General features: G+C 63.7%; 20 protein-coding genes. 13 read left to right on the forward strand and 7 right to left on the reverse strand.

Going from position 1 to position 22076, the window contains the following annotated elements:
- Positions 1-40 precede the first annotated feature (40 nt).
- The 4 genes from EA795_RS07470 to EA795_RS07485 all read left to right on the forward strand — a co-directional run bounded on the left by EA795_RS07470 (position 41) and on the right by EA795_RS07485 (position 5210).
- Entirely contained in the window at positions 41-1813 is a 1773-nt protein-coding gene (locus EA795_RS07470; protein ID WP_122076414.1) for an N-acetylglutaminylglutamine amidotransferase, read from the forward strand.
- 63 nt (positions 1814-1876) lie between these two features.
- On the forward strand, positions 1877-3658 hold the full coding sequence (gene ngg / locus EA795_RS07475; RefSeq protein ID WP_122076416.1) for an N-acetylglutaminylglutamine synthetase: 1782 nt from the start codon (positions 1877-1879) through the stop codon (positions 3656-3658).
- Positions 3655-4854: an osmoprotectant NAGGN system M42 family peptidase gene (locus tag EA795_RS07480; RefSeq protein ID WP_122076418.1), complete on the forward strand. Its 1200-nt coding sequence runs from the start codon at positions 3655-3657 to the stop codon at positions 4852-4854. Before ngg ends, EA795_RS07480 begins: the two co-directional genes overlap by 4 nt.
- Before the next feature lie 125 nt (positions 4855-4979).
- A complete protein-coding gene (locus tag EA795_RS07485; RefSeq protein ID WP_014852184.1) occupies positions 4980-5210 on the forward strand; it encodes a YheU family protein in 231 nt (76 codons plus the stop codon).
- Between the two features lie 164 nt (positions 5211-5374).
- On the opposite strand, the gene EA795_RS07490 is transcribed toward EA795_RS07485, so the two are convergent.
- The 5 genes from EA795_RS07490 to EA795_RS07515 form a co-directional block, all read right to left on the reverse strand.
- Positions 5375-5803 (reverse strand): hypothetical protein, encoded by a 429-nt coding sequence (locus EA795_RS07490; RefSeq protein ID WP_014852183.1) that lies wholly within the window; start codon positions 5801-5803, stop codon positions 5375-5377.
- A gap of 392 nt (positions 5804-6195) precedes the next feature.
- The gene (locus tag EA795_RS07500) at positions 6196-7338 is read right to left on the reverse strand and encodes an MFS transporter (RefSeq protein ID WP_122076683.1); all 1143 of its coding nucleotides are present in this window, start codon (positions 7336-7338) and stop codon (positions 6196-6198) included.
- A 147-nt stretch (positions 7339-7485) separates the two neighbouring features.
- The gene (locus tag EA795_RS07505; protein WP_115028530.1) at positions 7486-8292 is read right to left on the reverse strand and encodes an SDR family oxidoreductase; all 807 of its coding nucleotides are present in this window, start codon (positions 8290-8292) and stop codon (positions 7486-7488) included.
- Positions 8293-8480: 188 nt separating this feature from the next.
- Positions 8481-10139 (reverse strand): cation acetate symporter, encoded by a 1659-nt coding sequence (locus EA795_RS07510; RefSeq protein WP_014852180.1) that lies wholly within the window; start codon positions 10137-10139, stop codon positions 8481-8483.
- A complete protein-coding gene (locus tag EA795_RS07515; protein WP_014852179.1) occupies positions 10136-10450 on the reverse strand; it encodes a DUF485 domain-containing protein in 315 nt (104 codons plus the stop codon). Before EA795_RS07515 ends, EA795_RS07510 begins: the two co-directional genes overlap by 4 nt.
- Positions 10451-10923: 473 nt before the next feature.
- Between EA795_RS07515 and EA795_RS07520 the strand changes: the two genes are divergently transcribed.
- The gene (locus EA795_RS07520; protein WP_170910136.1) at positions 10924-12216 is read left to right on the forward strand and encodes an alpha/beta fold hydrolase family protein; all 1293 of its coding nucleotides are present in this window, start codon (positions 10924-10926) and stop codon (positions 12214-12216) included.
- 7 nt (positions 12217-12223) lie between these two features.
- A complete protein-coding gene (locus EA795_RS07525) occupies positions 12224-12979 on the forward strand; it encodes an MlaA family lipoprotein (protein ID WP_122076686.1) in 756 nt (251 codons plus the stop codon).
- 93 nt (positions 12980-13072) lie between these two features.
- Here EA795_RS07525 and EA795_RS07530 read toward each other — a convergent pair whose 3' ends face one another.
- On the reverse strand, positions 13073-14005 hold the full coding sequence (locus EA795_RS07530) for a lipid A biosynthesis lauroyl acyltransferase (protein WP_122076422.1): 933 nt from the start codon (positions 14003-14005) through the stop codon (positions 13073-13075).
- A 259-nt stretch (positions 14006-14264) separates the two neighbouring features.
- On the opposite strand from EA795_RS07530, the gene minC reads away from it, so the two are divergent.
- The 6 genes from minC (at position 14265) to EA795_RS07560 (ending at position 18789) form a co-directional block, all read left to right on the forward strand.
- Complete coding sequence (minC, locus tag EA795_RS07535) at positions 14265-14996, forward strand: septum site-determining protein MinC (protein WP_122076424.1); 732 nt, start codon at positions 14265-14267, stop codon at positions 14994-14996.
- A gap of 90 nt (positions 14997-15086) precedes the next feature.
- Positions 15087-15902 (forward strand): septum site-determining protein MinD, encoded by an 816-nt coding sequence (gene minD, locus EA795_RS07540; RefSeq protein ID WP_014852174.1) that lies wholly within the window; start codon positions 15087-15089, stop codon positions 15900-15902.
- On the forward strand, positions 15899-16156 hold the full coding sequence (gene minE, locus EA795_RS07545) for a cell division topological specificity factor MinE (protein ID WP_014852173.1): 258 nt from the start codon (positions 15899-15901) through the stop codon (positions 16154-16156). The genes minD and minE overlap by 4 nt, the downstream gene beginning before the upstream one ends.
- A 61-nt stretch (positions 16157-16217) precedes the next feature.
- Positions 16218-16853, forward strand: coding sequence for an RluA family pseudouridine synthase (locus EA795_RS07550; protein WP_058073468.1), 636 nt, complete (start codon positions 16218-16220; stop codon positions 16851-16853).
- Positions 16853-17425 (forward strand): class I SAM-dependent methyltransferase, encoded by a 573-nt coding sequence (locus tag EA795_RS07555; protein WP_122076426.1) that lies wholly within the window; start codon positions 16853-16855, stop codon positions 17423-17425. Before EA795_RS07550 ends, EA795_RS07555 begins: the two co-directional genes overlap by 1 nt.
- 74 nt (positions 17426-17499) lie before the next feature.
- Complete coding sequence (locus EA795_RS07560; RefSeq protein WP_014852170.1) at positions 17500-18789, forward strand: M18 family aminopeptidase; 1290 nt, start codon at positions 17500-17502, stop codon at positions 18787-18789.
- 49 nt (positions 18790-18838) lie between these two features.
- Here EA795_RS07560 and EA795_RS07565 read toward each other — a convergent pair whose 3' ends face one another.
- A complete protein-coding gene (locus tag EA795_RS07565; RefSeq protein ID WP_122076428.1) occupies positions 18839-19801 on the reverse strand; it encodes an NAD(P)H-quinone oxidoreductase in 963 nt (320 codons plus the stop codon).
- A 201-nt stretch (positions 19802-20002) separates the two neighbouring features.
- On the opposite strand from EA795_RS07565, the gene EA795_RS07570 reads away from it, so the two are divergent.
- Positions 20003-22051 (forward strand): carboxy terminal-processing peptidase, encoded by a 2049-nt coding sequence (locus tag EA795_RS07570; RefSeq protein ID WP_240645000.1) that lies wholly within the window; start codon positions 20003-20005, stop codon positions 22049-22051.
- Positions 22052-22076: the final 25 nt, after the last annotated feature.

The following is a 22076-nucleotide window of genomic DNA, read 5'->3' on the forward strand; positions in this document are numbered from 1 at the left end:
ACGAAACGACAACGGCTCCCCAATACAAGTAAGGATTTTCATGTGTGGCATAGCTGGAGAATTTCGTTTCGATGATCGACCCGCCGACCTGGGGGCGATCGAACGCATCACTCAACACCTCACCGCACGCGGCCCCGATGCGAGCGGCTTCCATAGCGCCGGCCCGATGGCCATGGGGCACCGCCGGCTGAAGATCATGGATCTGTGCGAGGCCTCGGGCCAGCCGATGATCGATCCGACGCTGGGCCTCTCGATGGTATTCAACGGCGCCATCTACAACTACCCCGAACTGCGCGCCGAGCTCGAAGGGCTGGGCTACAGCTTCTTTTCCCAGGGCGATACCGAAGTGCTGCTCAAGGGTTACCACGCCTGGGGCGAAGCGTTGCTGCCGCGCCTGAACGGCATGTTCGCCTTCGCCATCTGGGAGCGCGACAGCCGGCAGCTGTTCATTGCCCGCGACCGCCTCGGCATCAAGCCGCTGTACCTGTCGAAGACCGCCGACCGCTTGCGCTTCGCCTCGAGCCTGCCGGCGCTGCTCAAGGGTGGCGACATCGCCGGCGTGCTGAACCCGGTGGCACTCAACCACTACATGAGTTTTCACGCCGTGGTGCCGGCGCCCGATACCCTGATCGCCGGGATCGAGAAGATGCCGCCGGGGCACTGGCTACGCGTGCAGGCCGATGGCCGGATCGAGCAGCAGCGCTGGTGGTCGTTGCCGTTCGGCGCCCGCGAGGACGAGCAGAACTACACATTCGAGGACTGGCAGGAGCGCACCCTGGCAGCACTGCGTGAATCCGTCGCGTTGCGCCAGCGAGCGGCCGTGGACGTCGGCGTACTGCTGTCCGGCGGTGTCGATTCCAGCCTGCTGGTCGGGCTGCTGCGCGAGGCCGGGGCGGCGGACAACCTGCTGACCTTTTCCATCGGCTTCGAGGATGCCGGTGGCGAGCGCGGCGATGAATTCAAGTACTCCGACCTGATCGCCAACCACTACCAGACCCGCCATCACCAACTGCGCATCCAGGAAAAGGAGATTCTCCAGCAGCTACCCGCCGCCTTCCAGGCGATGAGCGAACCGATGGTCAGCCACGATTGCATCGCCTTCTACCTGCTGTCGCGCGAGGTTTCCAAGCACTGCAAGGTGGTGCAGAGCGGCCAGGGTGCCGATGAGCTGTTCGCCGGCTATCACTGGTATCCGCAGGTCGACGGCGCCGAGGACCCGGCTGCGGCCTATCTCGCCGCCTTCCGCGACCGCAGCTACGAGGAATACGCCGAGACCATGCAAAAGCAATGGGCGCAGGGCGATTTCTCCGGCGACTTCGTGCGCCAGCACTTCGCCCAGTCCGGTGCGGACGCAGCCGTGGACAAGGCGCTGCGCATCGACAGCACGGTGATGCTGGTGGAAGACCCGGTCAAGCGCGTGGACAACATGACCATGGCCTGGGGTCTGGAAGCCCGCGTGCCCTTCCTCGATCACAACGTCGCCGAGCTTTCGGCGCGGATTCCGGCGAAATACAAGCTCCCCGGTGGCGGCAAATATGTGCTCAAGGAAGCCTCACGCAGGGTCATCCCGGCCGAAGTGATCGACCGGCCCAAGGGCTATTTCCCGGTTCCGGGCCTGAAGCACCTGGAAGGCGAAACCTTCAACTGGGTGCGCGAGCTGCTGCTCGACCCCAGCCAGGAACGCGGCCTGTACAACCCGCAGGCGCTGGACCGGCTGCTCAGCGATCCCTATGGCCAACTGACGCCGCTGCGTGGCTCCAAGCTCTGGCAACTGGCGGCCGTCAATCTCTGGCTGAGCGAACAGGGGCTGTAGACGAAGCGCCTCCGAGCGGGGGCTTCGACGATTCCGCAACCGTCACTACAACAAGGAACGCACATGCAGAAATCACAAGCCTATGGACAGCGATTGTTGCGCGGACAGACGCCGACCTATCAGCGCCTGCAGGCACGGTTCGCCGAGGACGGCCAGGAAGAGCCGGGCGCACCCGTCACCCTGCATTGCGGCTGGGGACGCATCCTGGTGGGACATACCTTTTCCGACCCCGCCGAGCTCGCCGCGGAGCTGCTCAAGGAGCAACCCGGCGAGCGCGACATCGCGCTCTACGTCGCGGCCCCGCACCAAGTCCTGGCACATGCTCCGCAGCAGTTGTTTCTCGACCCTTCGGACACCCTGCGCCTGCACTTCACCGACTATCGCGCCGCGCGGCGGCGCTTCCGCGGCTTCGCCATTCGCCGGGCGCAATCGGAGGCCGACTGGCAGGCGATCAACGGCCTGTATCAGTCGCGCGGCATGATGCCCCTCGATCACCAGCGCTGCACGCCACGGGAAAAAGGCGGCCCGGTCTATTGGATTGCCGAGGACGCGGACACCGGCCAGGTGGTCGGCAGCGTGATGGGCGTCGATCATCACAAGGCCTTCAGCGACCCGGAGAACGGCTCCAGCCTGTGGTGCCTGGCGGTATCGCCCAGTTGCACCCGCCCGGGCGTCGGCGAAGCACTGGTGCGCCACCTGATCGAACACTACATGGGCCGCGGACTGGCCTACCTCGACCTGTCCGTGCTGCACGACAATCATCAGGCCAAGGCGCTCTACGCCAAGCTCGGCTTCCGCGACCTGCCGACCTTCACCGTCAAGCGCAAGAACAGCTTCAACCAGCCGCTGTTTCTCGGCCCGGCGCCGGAGGCGGAACTCAACCCCTATGCCCGCATCATCGTCGACGAAGCGCGCCGGCGCGGCATCGAGATCGATATCGACGACGCCGAAGCCGGGCTTTTCACGCTGACCCAGGGCGGGCGCCGGGTGCGTTGCCGGGAATCGCTGTCCGACCTCACCTCGGCAGTGAGCATGACGCTCTGCCAGGACAAGCAGCTGACTCACCGCACCCTGGCGCGCGCCGGGCTGAACCTGCCGGCACAGCAGCTGGCCGGCTCGCCGCGGGAAAACGCGGCCTTCCTGAAGCGACATGGCAGCCTGGTGGTCAAGCCCGTGGACGGTGAGCAGGGTCACGGCGTTTCCGTCGACCTGCGCAATGCCGAGGACATGGAGGAAGCCATCCGCCGCGCACGCCAGTTCGATCAGCGCGTGCTGCTGGAGAGCTTCCATCAGGGGCTCGATCTGCGCGTCGTGGTGATCGGCTACGAGGTCGTCGCCGCGGCAGTGCGCCGGCCGGCCGAGGTGATCGGCGACGGTAGCCACAGCATCGGCGAGCTGATCGAAGCCCAGAGCCGGCGCCGGCAAGCGGCCACCGGCGGCGAAAGCCGTATTCCGCTGGACGAGGAGACCCAGCGTTGCCTGCGCGACGCCGGTTTCGAGCTGGACAGCGTGCTGCCCCAGGGTGAGCGCCTGGCCGTGCGGCGCACCGCCAACCTGCACACCGGTGGCACGCTGGAAGACGTGACCGATCAGTTGCATCCCGAGCTGAAAGAGGCGGCCGTGCGCGCCGCGCGGGCGCTGGACATTCCGGTGGTCGGCCTGGACCTGCTGGTGCCCGGCGCCGACCAGCCGGACCATGTGTTCATCGAAGCCAACGAGCGTGTCGGCCTGGCCAACCATCATCCCCAGCCGACCGCCGAGCGCTTCATCGACCTGCTCTTTCCCTTGAGCCAGAACGCCAGCCTGAGCAGCGCGACACACCAATCGGAACAGGAGCGAAAGTGAGCAAGAAGATTCCCGAACCCGACCTCAATTACCTGCAACGCGTGCTGCTGGAAATGCTCGCCATTCCCAGCCCCACCGGTTTCACCGACACCATAGTGCGCTATGTGGCCGAGCGTCTGAACGAACTCGGCATCCCCTTCGAACTGACGCGCCGCGGCACCATCCGTGCCACGCTCAAGGGACGGTGCGACAGCCCCGACCGCGCCATCGCCGCGCACCTGGACACCATCGGTGCCATCGTCCGCGAAATCCACGACAGCGGCCGCCTGGGCCTGTCGCCGGTAGGCTGCTGGTCCAGCCGTTTCGCCGAGGGCAGCCGGGTCAGCATCTTCACCGATACCGGCGTCATCCGCGGCAGCGTGCTGCCCCTGCTCGCGTCGGGGCACGCTTTCAATACCGCGGTGGACGAAATGCCGATCAGCTGGGACCACGTCGAGCTGCGCGTCGATGCCTATACCTACAGCCGCGCGCAAACCTGCGCGCTGGGCATCAATGTCGGCGATTTCGTGGCCTTCGACCCGATGCCCGAGTTCACCGAAAGCGGCTACATCAGCGCTCGTCACCTGGATGACAAGGCCGGCGTGGCTGCGCTGCTGACGGCACTGAAAATGGTGCTCGAAAGCGGCCAGGAACCGCCGATCGACTGCCATCCGCTGTTCACCATCACCGAGGAAACCGGTTCGGGTGCCGCTGGTGCCCTGCCCTGGGACGTCAGCGAGTTCGTCGGCATCGACATCGCACCCACCGCCAAGGGCCAGGAATCCCATGAACATGCGGTGACGGTGGCCTTGCAGGATTCCGGCGGCCCCTACGATTTCCACCTCTCGCGTCACCTGCTCAAGCTGGCCTGCAATCAGGAGATTCCGGTGCGCCGCGACCTGTTTCGCTACTACCACAGCGATGCCCAGTCGGCGATTGCCGCCGGCCATGACATTCGCACTGCGCTGTTGGCGTTCGGCTGCGACGCCACCCATGGCTACGAACGCACCCACATCGACAGCCTGGCCGCCCTGAGCCGCCTGATCAGCGCCTACCTGCTGAGCCCACCGGTGTTCGACAGCGACGCCCATGATCACAAGGGCTCGCTGGACAACTTCAGCCACCAGCTGGAACACGACACGCAAATGGAAAACGACACGCGGGTTCCAGCGGTCGATTCGCTGCTCGGGCGCCCGGCCGACGAGCAGCAGGAGTGAGCGGAAGATTAGTTCGCAAGCAGGCAGCGGAGCGAGGGGCGAGACGCGGTATGCTTGTCCGCCTCCACTCTCCTTGCGCCGGCGCCTCAGCCCGACGCACGTCCTCTTCTGACCAGATACCGCCGATGCTCATTCCCCACGACCAGCTGGAACCGGACACCCTGACCCGCCTCATCGAGGATTTCGTGACGCGCGACGGCACCGACAACGGTGACGAAACGCCCTTGCCTACCCGCGTCGAACGGGTTCGGCGGGCGCTGGACAAGGGCGAGGCGGTGATCGTCTTCGACGCCGACCACCAGCAATGCCAACTCGCCCTCAAGCGCGACGTACCCAAGGAATGGCTGCTCGACTGAACACCGGACCGCACGCTCGAGCTAGCAGGTCGTTGAAAAACGTAGGCGAGGCAGGCAAGACAAGGCAAAAATGACCGAAAAAGCGGAGTTTACAGTTGTAAATGAGCATTTTGAGGTCGTTTTTAACGCAGGATTGCCAACGCAGGTAGTTTTTCAACAACCTGTTAGCCTAGAACTCCGCTTTCGCGTTCCCAAGCACAACGCATCCGCACGTCGCGCTGGTGCGGGCTGTGGGAGCCTGTCTCGGTCTCCCAGCGAAAGGTATGAGTGCCGTTCAGCTCGGTTTCCAGATGAACCACGGCGCTGGTCCAGTACAGCTCGTCGAGCAGGGCTTCGAAGTGACGGACCCACAAGGCCCACTCGTACTCGATGGTGCGGTAACTCGCGCCGAAGTGGATCACCTGGGTCTGGTGCGGCCCTTCGTCCTCGCGCTGGCAATAGGAGAACATTTCGCGACCGATGAAGGGCCAGCCCTCCCCCTGCGGCAAAGCGTTCAGCGCCGCCAGGTTGACCCTGCGGCGCTGCCGCGACTCCTCGGGTTCTGCCGAAGGCCAGTCGCGGATACAGCCGTAAACGATGGATTCAGGCTCCAAATGAGCACTCCAGACAAAAGCCGGTTACTTCGGCGCGACCATAGGGTCTGTTGCCGTTTCGCCGCGAGCCGCGTCGCTGCGCCAAATGTCGCCAGGCAAGGCGCGGGATGCAGGCAATGGTCACTCCCTTGCCAAGTCCCGCAACGCCGCATGGCGACATTTGCCGCGCAACCCTTCGGGCCGGGCCTGTTTTTGCGCGATACGGCGTTTCTCGTCGTTTATTTGGAACCACCAAACTTCACTCCTCGTGCCTTGCCTCGCGCAAAAACAGGCGCCGTCGCGGCCGCGTACGGAACGGCAACAGACCCTATCAGCCTGCAGCGAAACGGTCATCGTTGCACGCGGCCAGAGGTGATCCAGACCACAGCTTCGCGCCGCCGGGCTCCCAGAACTCAACGCTCGGCCACGTCAGCAGGCCGCCGCGGCGCCAGTTTCAAGGCTAGCAAAGTCATGATGAACGACATGCCCGCCAGCACCAGGAACGGCCAGCGATAGTGACCTGCCAGGTCGCGCGCCAAGCCGGTGAGCACCGGCGACAAACAGGCCAGGCAGTAGCCGGTGCAGAGCATCATCGCGGTCAGGCGGCTGACCCCGAGCGGCGTGCTCGCTTCGTACATCGGCAGGATCAGCGACAGCGAGAAAGTGCCGTTCAGCGCCGTGCCCAGCAGCAGGCAGACCAGCAGCGGTTGCACCTGAGGCACATAGGCGATCAGCAGCAGGCAGCTGCTCGCCAGCAGGCCGCAGCCGGCCATCAACAGATGCCGCTTGCCGAATCGTTGCGCCAGCCAGGGCATGAGGAACGCACTCGGCAGGCCGATCAGCATGAAGCCGCTGAAGAAGGTGTTGCTCTGCAGCAGGCTGAAGCCGGCTTCGTGATAGCGCGCCACCAGCCAGGTGGCCAGGGCGTAGAACAGTCCCGCCTGCAGCGCGAAGTAGAGACTCACCAGCCAGGCGCGCGGCTCCCGCCATGGCAGGCCTTCGCGGCTCTCCACCGCGGCTTCCGGCTGGCTCGGCAGCCGCCACCAGAGCAGCAGTGCCAGCAGCGCGGGAATCGCCCAGAGCGCCAGCCCTGCGGTCCAGCGGTCATCCAGCACGGTGGTCGCCGGTGCGGTGAGCACCACGCCGATGGTTCCGCCGATCGCCATGCTCAATGAATAGAAGGCCGCCGTCTTGCCCATCCGGGACAGGAAGTAGCGCTTGATGAAGCCCGACAGCAGCGGCCCGGCGATCGCGATACCGGCACCGACCATGCCGGCGGTGAAGATCAGCAGCAGCGCGTTGTCGCCGAAGAGGCGCAGCGCCAGGGCTACGCAGATCAGGCCCATGCAGCCGGCGATGGTTCGCTCCAGACCGAAGCGAACCGCCAGGCGCGGCGCCAGCGGCGCCAACAGGCCCATCAGCAGTACTGGCAAGGCCGTGGTCAGACTGACCAGCCCTCGGCTGAGCTGCAGCTCGGCGGCAATACGTTCGATCAGCGGCGCAAATGAAGTGATGCCGGGGCGCAAGTTGATCGCCGCCAGCACCAGGGCAGCCATGAGCAGCCCGGCAGAAGGAATTTTCACCATCAAACCATAGGGTTACGAACGAGTCGGGCAGGCAACCCTACTCCCGGTCACTGCGCTGGGCAAGCCCGTTTTCGACTTGCCGGTCAGCTTGCGCCCTGTTTGTCGGCGGGGCGTCCCTCAGGCTCGGCTCTTGCTCCGTTTCTTTTCCGCCAGCGCCGCCATTTCATCGTATATGGCCTGCGGATTCTGCTGCTTGATCTTCCAGGCCATGCGCCCTTCCTCATGGGGCAGGATCATGAAGACGCCGGCGGCCACCTGTTGATAGAGGTAGTCGGCGATATCGGCCGCGGTGATCGGCGAAGCCTCCAGCAGCTTGCCGATCTGCGCCTTCATGTTGGGCGTCGGGCCGCGATAGGAGTCCATCAGGTTGGTCTGGAAGAACGAGGGGCAAAGCACGTGCACGCCCACTTCCTGGCCACGCAATTCCACCAGCAGGCTTTCGGAAAGCGCCACGACGCCCGCCTTGGCGACGTTGTAGTTGCTCATGCCCGGCGCCTGCATCAGCGCCGCCATGGAAGCGATGTTGATGATCTTGCCTTTGCTGCGCTGCACCAGCGGCAGGAAGGCCTTGCAGCCCTTGACCACGCCCATCAGGTTGATCGCGATCTGCCAGTCCCAGTCCTCCAGCGACAGTTCCTCGAAGAACCCGCCCGAGGCCACGCCGGCGTTGTTGACCACCACATCGATGCCACCGAGCTTCGTTTCGCAGGCCTGCGCCAGCGCGATCAGCTGGCTGTAGTCACGCACGTCGCAGCGCTGCACGAAGCCATCGCCACCGGCCTCGCGCACCAGCCCCAGCGTTTCGGCCAGACCGCTTTCGTTGATATCCGACAACGCCAGCTGCCAGCCTTCACGAGCCCAGCGCAGTGCGATCTCGCGACCCAGCCCGGACCCGGCACCGGTTACCATCATGCGGTTATGCATCGTCATGCTGCCTCTCGTTCGTTGAGTTGCAGCGAGTCTAGCGAAAGCGAGTGCGGGCCCAGGCCACCATCAGACTACTGAATGGCCCTCCATCCGGGGCGCGATTCGCCGCTGCCTCAGGTGCGTTGCGCACAAACAGAAAAGGCAGCCTCGCGGCTGCCTTTTGCTGTGCATCCTTCAATCACCCGTCAATGGGCAACCGCACCGGTGGCACCCAGACCGGTCTGGGAGCGTACGAACTGCGGGAAGAAGCGAGCACGCTCCGCATCAGCGGTTTTCGACTTGTCGGTAACCGAGAAGAACCAGATACCGATGAAGGCGACGATGATGGAGAACAGCGCCGGGTAGGAGTACGGGAAGATCGCCTCGGCATTGCCCAGCACCTGCACCCAGACGGTCGGGCTGAGGATGGTCAGGATCAGTGCCGTGAACAGGCCCATCGCACCACCGATCAGCGCACCGCGAGTGCTCAGGCCTTTCCAGTACATGGAGAGGAACAGCACCGGGAAGTTGCAGCTGGCCGCGACCGAGAATGCCAGGCCGACCATGAAGGCGATGTTCTGCTTCTCGAAGGCGATGCCGAGCAGGATCGCCACCACTCCCAGGGCCAGCGTGGTGATCTTGGTCACGCGCATCTCGTCCGCTTCCTTGGCCTTGCCCTTCTTGATCACGCAGGCATAGAGGTCATGGGAAACCGCCGAGGCACCGGCCAGTGTCAGGCCCGCAACCACCGCAAGGATGGTGGCGAAGGCCACGGCCGACATGAAACCGAGGAACAGGTTGCCGCCAACCGCGGTGGCCAGGTGGATGGCGACCATGTTGGTACCACCAACGATGGCGCCGGACAGATCGCGGAAGTCCGCATTGGTGCTGACCAGCAGGATCGCGCCGAAGCCGATGATGAAGGTCAGGATGTAGAAGTAGCCGATGAAACCCGTGGCGTAGAACACGCTCTTGCGCGCTTCCTTGGCGTCGGAAACGGTGAAGAAGCGCATCAGGATATGCGGCAGGCCGGCGGTGCCGAACATCAGCGCCATACCCAGGGAGATCGCCGAAACCGGATCGGTCACCAGGCCGCCCGGGCTCATGATGGCGTCGCCCTTCTCATGCAGCTTCACTGCTTCGGAGAACAGGCTGGCAAAGTCGAAGCCGACGTTCTTCATCACCATCAGCGCCATGAAGCTGGCGCCGGACAGCAGCAGAACGGCCTTGATGATCTGCACCCAGGTGGTCGCCAGCATGCCGCCGAACAGTACGTACATGACCATCAGCACGCCGACCAGCACCACCGCGACGTAGTAGTCCAGGCCGAACAGCAGCTGGATCAGCTTGCCGGCACCGACCATCTGCGCGATCAGGTAGAAGGCCACCACGGTGAGCGAACCCATTGCCGAGAGAATGCGAATCTGGGTCTGACCGAGGCGGTAGGACGCCACGTCTGAGAAGCTGAACTTGCCCAGGTTGCGCAGGCGCTCGGCCATCAGGAAGAGGATCAGCGGCCAGCCGACCAGGAAGCCGATGGAGTAGATCAGGCCGTCATAGCCGCTGGTGTAGACCAGTGCGGAAATACCCAGGAAGGACGCAGCAGACATGTAGTCGCCGGCGATCGCCAGGCCATTCTGGAAACCGGTGATGCTGCCACCGGCGGTGTAGTAATCGGAGGTCGAGGTGTTGCGCTTGGACGCCCATTTGGTGATGCCCATCGTGAAGACGATGAACACCACGAACATGATGATCGCGGTCCAGTTGGTCGGTTGCTTCTGTACTTCGCCGGTCAGCGCCTCGCCTGCCAGGAGCAGAGGCGAGGCAGCGAAAAGAGCGGCTGCCGCGAGTAGACGGGCGATCATTGCTGCACCTCGTTGAGGATTTCCTGATTCAGGCGATCGAACTCGCCGTTGGCGCGCCGCACGTAGATGCCAGTCAGTACGAAGGCCAGGACGATGATGCCCAGCCCCAAGGGAATGCCCCAGGTGATGACCGTTGCCGAGCTGAGCGGCACGCCGAGCACATGGGGATCGAAAGCGATCAGCAGGATGAAGGCCAGGTAGGCACCAAGCATGACGACCGACAGCAGCCAGGCGAAACGGCCACGCTTGGCAACCAGTTCCTGGAAGCGCGGATTGTCATAGATCTGCTGGTATAGATTTTCATTGTTCATTGAATTATCTCCACACAATCTTTCCTCTCGTGAGGAAAGGTCGGCCACTGTAAGACCCAACACGCTGAATACCACCCGACTTTCGTCTGCTGTCCAATTCCGAAAAGGCCCGTGCTAAAGCGCCTGCCGCCTTGCCAAGCGGCGAAATTACTGAGCTTGGCTCGCCTGGGCGGGGTGAAGTGGATCACAAGAAAAATCGCATTGTTTTTGGTCAAGATCGGCCGATCCGGTCCGCTGCGCATGCAAAAGGCGCGTTACCGGCTTGTGCTTTCTCTCGAAAACGGGCATGACGCGGAGCCCTTCTTTCTCTGCAACGACGCCGCTACGCTATGGTCTATTCAGCGGCAGGTTTTCCTGCTGAATCGAAATGGACTCACTTCCGGCAGCCAGCCGCGTACCCAAGGAGCACCTCGATCATTACCCCAGAATTCGGCAAACGCGCCTTGTCCGATGGACGGCGGAGCATGGCGCTCCTGCCGCAATTGCTGTGCCTGCTGGCACTGCTGGCAGTGGTCCAACCTTCGCTGCGGGCGGAAGACCTCAGCGCCGAGGACTACGGCTACCCGCTGGCCAACCCCTTCGAGGCCAGCATCGCCACCACGCCGCTGGACTTGCGCGCCGACGTGCCCGGTGACGACGACATCGACCAAGCCGACTACAGCCTGCGGCTGCGCCCCGAGCGCGAATTCACGCTGCCGGACAACTTCTGGGCAGTCAAACGCCTGACCTATCGTCTGGCGCGGCAGCCGGGACCGGCGCCGCTGATCTTCATCATCTCGGGAACGGGCGCGAACTATAGCGCCGGCAAGACCGAGTCACTCAAGCGGCTCTTCTACGGTGCCGGCTATCACGTGGTGCAGCTGTCCTCGCCGACCAGTTTCGACTTCATCGCCGCCGCCTCCCGCTTCGCGACCCCCGGCTACAGCCCCGATGATGCGGAGGACCTCTATCGCGTGATGCAGGCCGTGCGCGCGCAGCAGCACGAACTGCCCGTCACCGAGTTTCACCTCACCGGCTACAGCCTCGGCGCGCTGAACGCCGCGTTCGTCAGCAAGCTCGACGAAACCCGGCAGAGTTTCGGCTTCAAGCGCGTGCTGCTGCTCAACCCACCGGTCAACCTGTACACCTCGATCCGCAACCTGGACAGGCTGGTACAGACCCGGGTGGAGGCCATCGACGACAGCACCACCTTCTACGAACTGGTCTTCGAGAAACTGTCGCGCTACTACCAGCAACAGGGCTACATCAACCTCGACGAGGCCGTGCTGTTCGATCTTCAGCAATCGCCCCAGCGGCTGACCGACGAGCAGATGGCGATGCTGATCGGCTCCGTGTTCCGGCTTTCCGCCGCGGACATCGCCTTCACCTCGGACCTGATCAACCGCCGCGGCCTGATCGTGCCGCCGGGCTACCCCATCGACGAAGGCACCAGCCTGGAGCCCTTCTTCCGACGCGCCCTGCTGTGCGACTTCGACTGCTACATCACCGAACAGCTGATCCCCATGTGGCGGGCGCGCTACGACGGCGGCAGCCTCACGCAGCTGATCGACCAGGTGAGCCTCTACGCGCTGGAAGATTATCTGCGCCAGAGCACCAAGATCGCCGTCATGCACAACGTTGACGACATCATCCTCGGCACCGGCGACCTGGGTTTCCTGCGACGCACCTTTGGCGAGCGCCTGATCCTCTACCCGCGAGGCGGTCATTGCGGCAACCTCAACTATCGGGTCAACACGCAGGACATGCTGGAGTTCTTCCGTGGCTAGATTTTCCCTGGTGTTGCCTGCTCTGCTGCTGGTCGGCGGCCTCGCCCATGGGCAGATGCAAACCGATTCCGATGGGTTCACCAATCCACTGAGCACCCTGGAGTTCAATCCGGGACTCGATCAGCGCGAGTTCGAACGCGCCACCTTCCAGGCGCTGGATATCCATGATCCCTGGGAATCCCTGAACCGGCGCATGTACTACTTCAACTATCGCCTCGATCAATGGGTAATGCTGCCGGCCGTACGCGGCTATCGCCGTGTGACACCGAGGGTGGTCAGGACCGGGGTCAGCAATTTCTTCAGCAACCTCGGCGAGGTCTCCACGCTGTTCAACAGCCTGGCCCAGCTCAAGGGCGAGCGCGCCATGCAGACCACCGCCCGCCTGCTGTTCAATACCATCATCGGCGTCGGTGGCATCTGGGACCCGGCCACCCGCATGGGCCTGCCACGGCACTCGGAAGATTTCGGTCAGACGCTCGGCTTCTACGGCGTACCCAGCGGCCCCTACCTGATTCTGCCGGCACTAGGGCCCTCCAACCTGCGCGATACCACCGGCAAGCTCGCCGACTTCGGCGTAGAACGGCAGATCGACACGCTCGGCTATGCCGAAGCCAGCGGTGGCGAACTGGGACTGACGGCGTTGCGCCTGCTGGATATCCGCCACACCACCAACCTGCGCTACGGGCAGCTCAACTCCCCCTTCGAGTACGAGAAGGTGCGCTACGTGTACACCCGCGCGCGGGAGTTGCAGATAGAGGAATAGCGAGCGGCCGTCAGAAATACCCATAGCCCGATACGGTGATTCCCTCTCCCCGAGGGGAGAGGGCCAGGGTGGGGGCGACGCCCGGCAACAGCCCTAACGCCCCTTCCTGTAGAGGCTCGGCTCGCCCTCGGGGCGGGTCTTGAAACGTCGATGCGCCCACAGGTACTGCTCGGGGTTCAAGCTGACCACCTCTTCGACCCAGCGGTTGATCCGCAGGCAATCGGCTTCATCGCTCTCCCCGGGAAAGTCCTCCAGCGGCGGGTGGATCACCAGACGGTAACCACTGCCATCGGCCAGACGCTGCTGAGTGAAGGGCACTACCCTGGCCCTGCCCAGCCGGGCGAACTTGCTGGTGGCGGTGACCGTCGCCGCCTGGATGCCGAACAGTGGCACGAACAGGCTCTGCTTGCGTCCGTAGTCCTGGTCCGGCGCATACCAGATGGCGCGGCCGCCACGCAGCACCTTGAGCATGGCGCGCACGTCTTCGCGCTCGATCGCGGTGGCATCGCGATTGTGGCGCTCGCGACCACGGCGCTGGACGAAATCGAAGACCGGATTCTTGTGCTCACGGTACATGCCATCGATGGTGTGCCGCTGGCCCAACAGCGCCGCGCCGATTTCCAGCGTGGTGAAGTGCAATGCCATCAGAATCACACCCTGCCCTTCGGCCTGGGCCTGCCTGAGGTGCTCCAGCCCCTCGATGTGCGCCAGGCGTTGCAGGCGAGCCTGCGGCCACCACCAGCTCATGGCCATTTCGAACAGTGCGATGCCGTTGGACGCGAAGTTCTCCTTCAGCAACCGCTCACGCTCGGCATCGGACAGGTCGGGAAAGCACAATTCCAGATTGCGCCTGGCGATATGTCGACGCGACCCCGCCAGGTGATACATCGCCTTCCCCAGCATCCGCCCCAGTGCCAGCAATACCCGGTATGGCAGCTGAATCACCAGCCATAGCAAACCCAGCCCCAGCCACAACAGCCAGAAGCGTGGATGAAGGAAGCAAGCGCGAAAACGGGGACGATCCATCGGAAAGCTCGTACCGGAAAAACTGCGCATTCTAAGCCCTCACGACGAAAATTGCCGGCGTGTAGCGGCAAGCGGCGGGCTTGAGGCAGACGGTGCGGTTTGCAGGGCGGCGATGACAGGGCCGCTTTCCCCTTACCCCGGCCCTCTCCCGAGAGGAGAGGCGTATTGGGGCTTCAGCCCACCTGGACGCAAGCCTGCAACTTGCACCATCCGGTCAGCCCCGCTATAAGTCCTCGCCATTTCCCCTCGCAGGCAGACCATGAGCCAAGCCGACCTCCTCGACCAAGATCCCGTGTTCCAGCTCAAGGGCAGCATGCTCGCCATTACCGTCCTGGAGCTGACGCAGAACGACCCCGAACGTCTCGATCGGCAGCTCGCGAAAAAAGTCGAGCAGGCGCCGGACTTCTTCAACAACACACCGCTGGTGCTGGCGCTGGACAAGTTACCAGCCGATTGCGAACTCGACCTGCCGGCACTGATCGCGCTGTGCCGCAAGCATGGCCTGCGCACACTGGCGTTGCGTGCCGGCCATCCGGCAATCGTCGAGGCGGCTGGCGCCCTGGACCTGCCCGTTCTACCACCCTCGGGCGCCAAGGAGCGCAAGCTCGACCCCACCGCCCGGTCATCCGCAGCGCCCGCCAAACCAGCAGAACCGGCCTATCGCCCGAGCCGCGTCGTGACCACGCCCATCCGCGGCGGGCAACAGATCTATGCCCAGGGCGGCGACCTCATCGTGCTGGCGCCGGTCAGCCCCGGCGCGGAACTTCTCGCCGATGGAAACATCCATGTGTACGGCCCGTTACGTGGTCGCGCCCTGGCGGGCATCAAGGGCGATACCGGCGCGCGCATCTTCTGTCAGCAACTCGCCGCGGAAATGGTGTCGATCGCCGGCCAGTACAAGGTGGCCGAAGACCTCCGACGCGACCCGCTCTGGGCGGAAGCGGTACAGATCAGCCTGTCTGGCGACGTGTTGAACATAACCCGCCTTTAACGGATACTTCCGCGAATTTTCAGGACCAACGGGCAATCCGGACGCCAACTCGGCAGAAGGTCCCAGCTTCCATATTTAGGGTGAATCACCTTGGCCAAGATCCTCGTAGTCACTTCCGGCAAGGGTGGCGTCGGCAAGACCACTTCCAGCGCCGCCATCGGTACCGGCCTCGCCCTGCGCGGGCACAAGACCGCCATCGTCGACTTCGACGTCGGTCTGCGTAATCTGGACCTGATCATGGGCTGCGAGCGCCGCGTGGTGTATGACTTCGTCAACGTCATCAATGGCGACGCCACCCTGACCCAGGCGCTGATCAAGGACAAGCGCCTGGAGAACCTCTACGTGCTGGCCGCCAGCCAGACCCGCGACAAGGATGCACTGACCCTCGAAGGCGTCGGCAAGGTCATCGACGAACTGGCGCAGAACTTCGAGTACGTCATCTGCGACTCGCCGGCCGGCATCGAGAAAGGTGCGCACCTGGCCATGTATTACGCCGACGAGGCCATCGTGGTGACCAACCCGGAAGTCTCTTCGGTACGCGACTCCGACCGCATGCTCGGCCTGCTGGCCAGCAAATCGCGCCGCGCCGAAAACGGCGAGGAGCCGATCAAGGAGCACCTGCTGCTGACCCGCTACAACCCCGAGCGCGTGACCAAGGGCGAAATGCTCGGTGTCGAGGACGTCGAGGAAATCCTCTCCATCCGCCTGCTGGGTGTCATTCCCGAGTCCCAGGCCGTGCTCAAGGCCTCTAACCAGGGCGTACCGGTGATTCTCGACGACCAGAGCGATGCCGGCCAGGCCTATAGCGACGCCGTCGACCGGCTGCTCGGCAAGGAAGTGACCCACCGATTCCTCGACGCCAAGAAGCAAGGCTTCCTTGCACGCCTGTTCGGAGGTCGAGAATGAACCTGCTGGATTTCTTCCGCGAACGCAAAAAGAAGGAAACGCCTGCCGCCATCGCCAAGGAACGGTTGCAGATCATCGTCGCCCACGAGCGTGGCCAGCGCAACGAGCCGGATTACCTGCCGGCCTTGCAGAAAGAGCTGGTGGAAGTGATCCGCAAGTACGTCAACATCGACCAGGACCAGGTTCAGGTTGCGCTCGAAGACCAGGGCAGTTGCTCGATTCTGGAGCTGAACATCACTCTGCCGGATCGTTGAGCGAAGCCGGTATCCAGAAACGGCGGCCCACGGGTCGCCGTCTTCATTTGTGGAAAAGCAGATGCCCTTAAGCAATATCCAGATCGTCCACCAGGACGCCGCCCTGCTGGTGATCAACAAGCCCACCCTGCTTCTCTCCGTTCCCGGCCGTGCCGAGGATAACCGCGACTGCCTGGTGACCCGCCTGCAGGAGAACGGCTTTCCCGAAGCGCGCATCGTGCACCGACTGGACTGGGAAACCTCCGGACTGATCGTGCTTGCCCGCGATGCCGACAGCCACCGCGAACTCTCGCGGCAGTTCCACGACCGAGAGACCGAAAAGGCCTACACCGCGCTCTGCTGGGGTCAGCCGGAACAGGACAGCGGCAGTATCGATCTTCCGCTGCGCTACGATCCGCCGACCAAGCCGCGCCACGTGGTCGATCACGACCTTGGCAAGCATGCGCTGACCTTCTGGCGAGTGCTCGAGCGCTGCGGCGATTTCAGCCGTGTCGAGCTGACGCCGATCACCGGCCGCTCGCACCAGTTGCGTGTGCACATGCTTTCCATCGGTCATCCGCTGCTGGGCGATCGGCTCTACGCCCATGAGCAGGCGCTACAGGCCCATGAACGTCTGTGCCTGCACGCCAGCATGCTTGCGCTCACTCATCCGCAAAACGGCGAGCGCATGCGCTTCGAGAGCCCTGCCCCGTTCTGATGCGCAACTTCCTCGAAGCGACCCGAGGCGCCCCCGCGCAGCCTAACCTGTGCAAAGCGCTCGACCTGTGGCCAGGCAATCCCGGCCTGGCACTGGATCTGGGTTGCGGCGCCGGCCGCGACAGCCTGGCACTGCTCCGTGCCGGCTGGGTCGTTATTGCCCTCGACCGGGATCCGCATGCCCTGGATATCCTGCACGAGCAGGCGGCCGCCTACGCGCCGGATAAGCTCAGCATGGTGTGCCGAGCTTTCGAGGACAGTGCCCCTTTGCCAGCAGCGGACCTCATCAATGCCAGCTTCGCACTGCCGTTCTGCCAGCCTGGGGCTTTTCCCGACATGTGGGAACGGATAGTCCGGAGCATGCGGCGGGGTGGCCTGTTCACCGGGCATTTTTTCGGCCCCCGAGATGACTGGGCGTCCAAACGCCTCAGCATCCACACGCAGGACCAGCTGCTGCGACAGTTCGAATGCTGGACGCTCCTGGAATTCAACGAGCACGAATACGACGGCAAGACCGCAGTGGGCCACGCCAAGCACTGGCATCTGTTCGAAGTCGTGGCGCGGCGCAGCTGACCGGGCTCCCCCTGGGAAATGCAGCCACCGTAGCCGATGGGATAGACTTCAGGCCTTGTCGTCCGGAGCCTCCCATGCGCGAAGAACTCAACCAGGGTCTGATCGAATACCTCGCCGCCTCACCCTCGCCCTTCCACGCCACCGCCAGCCTGGCGCGCAGCCTGCAGGCTGCAGGCTTCAAGCCGCTGGATGAACGCGAGAGCTGGATCACCGAAGCCGGTGGTCGCTATTACGTCACCCGCAACGACTCTTCGATCATCGCCTTTCAGCTCGGCAGCAAGCCGCTGGCCGAACAGGGGCTGCGCCTGGTAGGCGCGCATACCGACAGCCCCTGCCTGCGGGTCAAGCCGCACCCGGACCTGCAACGCCAGGGCTTCTGGCAATTGGGCGTGGAAGTCTATGGCGGCGCCCTGCTGGCGCCCTGGTTCGACCGCGACCTTTCGCTGGCCGGGCGCGTCACCTACAGTCGCGACGGACGCATCGAAAGCCAGCTGATCGATTTCAAAGCCGCGATCGCGACGATCCCCAACCTGGCGATCCACCTCAACCGTGAAGCCAACCAGGGTTGGCCGATCAATGCGCAGAACGAGCTACCACCGATCATTGCGCAAATCGTCGGCCAGGATGGCCCCGATTTCCGTGCGCTGCTCGCCGACCAGCTGGGCCGCGAGCACGGCCTGGTCGCCGATGTGGTGCTGGATTTCGAACTGAGTTTCTACGATACCCAGCGGGCTGCCGTCATCGGCCTCAACGGCGAGTTCATCGCGGGTGCGCGCCTGGACAACCTGCTGTCCTGCTACGCCGGCCTGCAGGCGCTGCTCGCCACGGATGCGGACGAGAACTGCGTGCTCGTCTGCACTGACCACGAGGAGGTCGGCTCGACTTCGCTGTGCGGTGCCGACGGTCCCTTCCTCGAACAGGTGCTGCGCCGCCTGATGCCGGAAGAGGAAAACTACCAGCGCGCGATCAATCGCTCGCTGCTGATTTCCGCCGACAACGCCCACGCCGTGCATCCCAACTATGCCGACAAGCACGACGGCAACCATGGCCCCAAGCTCAACGCCGGCCCGGTGATCAAGGTCAACAGCAACCAGCGCTACGCCACCAGCAGCGAAACCGCCGGTTTCTTCCGCCACCTGTGCCTGGAGAACGAAGTGCCGGTGCAGAGCTTCGTCACCCGCAGCGACATGGGTTGCGGCTCGACCATCGGTCCGATCACGGCCGGGCAATTGGGCGTGCGCACCATCGACATCGGCGCACCGACCTTTGCCATGCATTCCATTCGCGAACTGGCCGGCAGCCAGGACCTGGCGCATCTGGTGAAGGTGCTGACAGCCTTCTATTCGAGCGCCGAACTGCCCTGAAGATTAAGGCGCTGTGCAAGCTGCACAGCGCCTTCCGTTCAGCAGGCTGTCAGACCAGGCTTTCGTCGATCACCAGCGCCAGCTTGCCGGATACGGTGTTACTGGCCAGTGCAGCGAACGCGGCCTCCACGTCACCGATTGGGAAGGTCCGCTCCAGACGCGGCGTCAACTGGCCACGGGCGAAAAGCGGCCAGACCCTTTCCTGCAGTTCCGCCATCAGCTCGGCCTTGTCATCGGCATCGCGGCTGCGCAGGGTCGAGCCGATCAGTTGGATACGCTTGGCCAGCAGCGTGCCGAAGTCCACTTCACCTTTGCGCCCTCCCATCAGGCCGATCATCACCCAGCGGGCATCCTTGCCGAGCACTTGCAGATTGAGCGCGGCGTATTTGGCGCCAACCGGATCGAGCACCAGGTCGAACGGAGCGAAATCGCGTAGCGCATCCAGCGTCTCGCCACGCAGCACGCCGCCCTGTGCGCCGAGAGATTCGCAGTACGCCAGGCGCTCCGCCGAACCGACGCTGACCCAGCAGGGATTGTCGAGCGCCTTGCACAGCTGGATCGCAGCCGATCCCACGCCGCTGGCCCCCGCGTGCAACAGAACCCGTTCGCCCGGCTGCAAGGCACCGAGCCGATACAGGTTGAGCCAGGCGGTGGCATAGACCTCGGGAATCACCGCGGCCTCCTGCAGCGAAAGCCCTTCCGGCACAGGCAAGGCGTGGCGAGCATCGACGACCACTTCTTCGGCCATGCCGCCGCCGGCGAGCAATGCACAGACCCGGTCGCCGACCTTCCAGCCGCTGCCAGCACCGACCTCGCTGATCACCCCCGCGCATTCCAGGCCAAGAATATCGGTCACACCCGGTGGGGGCGGATAATGCCCCGCGCGCTGCAACAGGTCCGCGCGATTCAGGCCCGCCGCGGCCACCCGGATACGAATCTGTCCGGGAGCACATGCCGGCGCGTCTCGTTGCGCCCACTCCAGTTGCCCCTCGATACCTTGCAATGCCTTCATGCTGCCTCCATATTGTTCAAACCTGCGACCGCCCAACCATCACTCGCTGACGTTCGCAACCGCCTGTTACCATCGGGCTATTATTTTCACCGTCGACCCCATATCGGCCGGCGCCCAACATGATGGCCTACTATGCGTTATACCCTAGCTTCACGTCGCCGACTCCCCATCAAACGCTCCCTGGCCTTCGGCATCCTCGCCATGTTCATCGGCCTCCAGGCCACGTCCGTTCTGGCCAAACCGAGCAGCCCGACGACCTGGGACTACCTGGAACCCGACCGCGACCAGGTCATCGCCAGTCTCAATGTGGTGGAACTGCTCAAGCGCCATCACTACAACAAGCCGCCGTTGAACGATGCGCGCTCGGCGAAGATCTTCGACAGCTATCTGGCCATGCTCGATCCGTCACGCAGCTATTTCACGGCGGCGGATATCGACGAATTCGGCAAGTGGCGCAACGAGTTCGACGATTTCCTCAAGAACGGCAACCTCCAGCCTGGCTTCACCATCTACAAGCGCCATCTCGAACGTTTCAAGAGCCGTCTCGAGTATGCCCTGTCGCTGCTGGACAAGGGCGTCGACAGCTTCGACTTCAGCGTCGATGAGGAACTGTTGATCGATCGCGAGAAGGCCGCCTGGCCCAAGGACGAGGCCGAACTGGACGACCTCTGGCGCAAGCGGGTCAAGGATGAAATCCTGCGTCTGAAAATCGCTGGCAAGGAGCCCAAGGCCATCGAGGAGCTGCTGACCAAGCGCTACCGGAATCAGCTCGCCCGCCTCGACCAGACCCGCGGCGAAGACGTGTTCCAGACCTACATCAACGCCTTCGCGCAATCCTACGACCCGCACACCCAGTACCTGTCGCCGGACAATGCGGAAAACTTCGACATCAACATGAGCCTGTCCCTGGAAGGCATCGGAGCGGTGCTGCAGAGCGACAACGAACACGTCAAGGTCGTGCGCCTGGTGCCGGCCGGCCCTGCGGAAAAGAGCAAGCAGATCGCGCCGGCGGACAAGATCGTCGCGGTCGGCCAGCAGGATGACGAGATGGTCGATGTGATCGGCTGGCGCCTGGACGAAGTGGTCAAGCTGATTCGCGGCCCCAAGGGTTCGGTGGTTCGCCTGGAGGTCATCCCGGCCAGCAACGCCCCCAACGACCAGACCAGCAAGGTGGTCTCCATCACCCGCGAGGCCGTGAAGCTCGAAGAACAGGCGGCCAAGAAATCCATCCTCAACCTCGAGCACGACGGCCAGGCTTACAAACTCGGCGTCATCGAGATTCCCGCGTTCTATCTGGACTTCAAGGCACTGCGCGCCGGCGACCGCGACTACAAGAGCACCACCCGGGATGTGAAGCAGCTGCTGACCGAACTCCAGAAGGAGAAGGTCGATGGCGTCGTGATCGACCTGCGCAATAACGGCGGCGGGTCGCTGCAGGAAGCCACCGAGCTGACCGGCCTGTTCATCGATCAGGGGCCGACCGTGCTGGTGCGCAACAGCGATGGCCGCATCGACGTGCTGGCCGACGAAAGTGCCGGCGCCTTCTACAAGGGCCCGCTGGCCGTACTGGTCAACCGCCTGTCGGCTTCCGCTTCGGAAATCTTCGCGGGCGCCATGCAGGACTACCACCGTGCGCTCATCCTCGGCGGCCAGACCTTCGGCAAGGGCACGGTACAGACCATCCAGCCCCTCAACCATGGCGAGCTCAAGCTCACGCTGGCCAAGTTCTACCGGGTTTCCGGACAGAGCACCCAGCATCAGGGCGTGATTCCCGACATCACCTATCCCGCCGAAGTGGATACCAAGGAGATCGGCGAGAGCGCGCTCTCCGAAGCCCTGCCCTGGGACAGCATTCGCGCGGCGATCAATCCGGAAATGAATCCCTTCATGCCCTTCCTCGCCGAACTCAAGGCCCGCCACGACACACGGACGAGCGAGCATCCCGATTTCGTCTTCACCCGCGAACGGCTGGCGCTGACCCAGGAGTTGATGCAGGAAACCTCGGTGAGCCTTAACGAAGACAAGCGCCGCAAGCAGCATGCCGACATCGAGAAGCGACAGCTGGCGCTGGAGAATGCCCTGCGCGTCGCCAAGGGCGAATCGCCGCTGGAAGCGCTGGAGAAGGAAGACGAGAGCATGCCGCACCAGGAGGACAAGAAGCTCAAACCCGAAGACGACGCCTATCTCTCGGAAAGCGGCCATATTCTGCTGGATTACCTGGGGCTCAACTCGGCCATGGCCAAACACTAGGCTCCGACGATGTCATCAAAATGAC

Source organism: Stutzerimonas nitrititolerans (assembly GCF_003696285.1).
Taxonomy (GTDB): domain Bacteria; phylum Pseudomonadota; class Gammaproteobacteria; order Pseudomonadales; family Pseudomonadaceae; genus Stutzerimonas; species Stutzerimonas nitrititolerans.